Genomic DNA, 2,174 nt, shown 5'->3' with positions numbered 1-2,174 from the left:
ATTATGTAGAGACTCTAAAATAGCATGGGAAGCGGTTGGTAAAGTAAATTACGAGCGAAAAGAGAGTGAGAAAGGAAATGCTATATTCAGACGCTCACTCTATGTGGTAAAAGATGTTGCTGAAGGCGAGTTATTTACACATGAAAATGTAAAAAGTATTAGACCTGGTTATGGTTTAGCTCCCAAGTACTTACATGAGGTACTTGGTAGTGTTGCTGCAGAATGCATTAAAGCAGGAACAGCTATAAAGAATACTTTAATAAAAAAGGATTAACTTGAAAGCTGTAATATATTCTTTATTTAAATATTTAGAGATTGGCAGCTTAGCTTTGGTTAACTTGATCCTAGCGGAGAAGGTCGGCCCTACTCAGCTAGGATTGTTAATGCCTATATTAATTTTTATTACATACTCAAATTATAGTACTTTTGGAGCACCACAACTCATACTCAAGTACTTGCCAAGAAAGTATACTCTGACTTCTAAAGAGTTGTTAATTGATTCATCAAGTAAATTATTGAGTATAGGTTTTTTAATAACACTTATAGCGGGATTTATTTTCCTGGAGCTTAAGCATGTTGGTTTAGTTTTTTATATATGCGCTGCAACTTTTACTTCAAGTTTTATTGCTTCGAAACTGCGAGTTGATGTCCGCTTTCTTCCAATAAATATCGCTAATTTTCTTTCCTCTGTAGGGTTATTAGTACTAACATTTTATTATGTTCAGGATGTTTATAGTTATCTGAGTGCATTAGTCTTTGCTAAGTCTTGTATGTTGTTGGTTTATGTTCTGGCTGATTTTAAGTTTTTCTCGAATAGTTTTAAATCTCTTTTGCGTAGGATAAAACTTAAAGTTTTTTATTTTTATGGACGTGCGGCCTTATCGATGGCATTAAGCGGTATCGCCTTTACTATCTTAATGTCCATCGATAGGCTTATTATACAAAGCTGGCAATTAGATTCTGTCTTATTAGGCGTCTATCAGCTCGCTGATACAATCGGTATGGCATTTTATTTAGGTGTTACAACATTTTTATTTTATTTTTACCCTGTTTTTTTAAAAAAAATAAATGAAGATAAAGTGTTTAGAAATAACTATTTAAGGATTTTATTGGGTATAAGTTTAGTCCCATTTATTATGTATTACCCAGCAAAAATGACTTTTGAACTATTTGAAGGAGTCTTGTTTGAAAGTTACCCTGGCGTTTGGAGTATTGTTCCTAAAATTATTTTTTTGAAAATGGCTTTAGTAATATACTCATCATTATTGACTTACTATATATCGAGGTCTAAAGATATGATAGGGGTGTGTATAACTGTAGCTCTTACTTTTAGTATAGTGCTAATAAACTTTTTATTTATTTCTCCTGATCAAAATGGTTTATTATTGCTACCGATAGCGTGCTCGTTAGCTATTTTTATCTTTATTTTTGGAATCGTTTTTAGTGAATATAAAAATAATAAAGTCTATTAATTAACTTACATCTTAATATAAAAATAGGAAATATTACCTCTTGCTATGATGAAATGGATATTACGCGCAACATCGTAAGCCATCGGGGGCGGATGTTTTATTTCGACAAAGGTAAGTGCTAAAAGCTACCAATAAATGTTATTGCGCTAAGGTATAAAGAAGTAGGCCTCCTTATCAGGTATCGCAACTACAAAAAGCTGAAAATGATATTAGCAATTACTTGATGAATAATTATAGCTGGCACAGTTAGTGCCGTTACAATCATATGGCAGCTCTAGTTGTGGCAGAGTAAAAACTTAATTTACTGTCCAGAATTAACTGGTTTCAAACACATCTATTATATTTGTATCTTTTAGGAAATTACTGATTATGACTATTAGAGGTAGTGAAGTTTTATATTTGGATTTTACTGGTAAATATCGGAAATCCACAAATTTTGTTGTTTCTGACTATGACCGCATTAACTCTATAAATATTCATTCTAAAAAAATAGAAGAGATAAATATATTTGATTATGAAGAAGGGTTAGCTGCTTTGATAGATGATTTATCAATTAACGATAGATTTACTTTAAAAGCGGCGCAGGCGCATTTTTTTAGAAATGTAATTGAAGTATTACTTCAATGGCAGGTTGGGATAGAAGAAGGAATAAAAAAAAATCATCCTGATCAAGTTGACTTCGGAGATATGTATAGTACTACT

General features: G+C 31.8%; 3 protein-coding genes. All 3 read left to right on the top strand.

The genetic code is table 11. The annotated features are described in order from the left end of the window. The coding region (locus CXF76_RS00615) for an SAF domain-containing protein (protein ID WP_232785073.1) at window positions 1–274 on the top strand (274 nt) is incomplete at its 5' end. A 1-nt stretch (window position 275) separates the two neighbouring features. Then, the gene (locus CXF76_RS00610) at window positions 276–1,472 is read left to right on the top strand and encodes a hypothetical protein (RefSeq protein ID WP_101162800.1); all 1,197 of its coding nucleotides are present in this window, start codon (window positions 276–278) and stop codon (window positions 1,470–1,472) included. A gap of 369 nt (window positions 1,473–1,841) precedes the next feature. Next, a partial coding sequence (locus CXF76_RS00605) for a hypothetical protein (RefSeq protein ID WP_157823325.1) occupies window positions 1,842–2,174 on the top strand: 333 nt, incomplete at its 3' end.

Origin of the sequence: Pseudoalteromonas sp. 78C3 (assembly GCF_002836695.1) — a bacterium.
Classification (GTDB): domain Bacteria; phylum Pseudomonadota; class Gammaproteobacteria; order Enterobacterales; family Alteromonadaceae; genus Pseudoalteromonas; species Pseudoalteromonas arctica.
The sequence above is the reverse complement of the archived record's forward strand: the minus strand, read 5'-3'. Positions and strand labels throughout refer to the sequence as shown.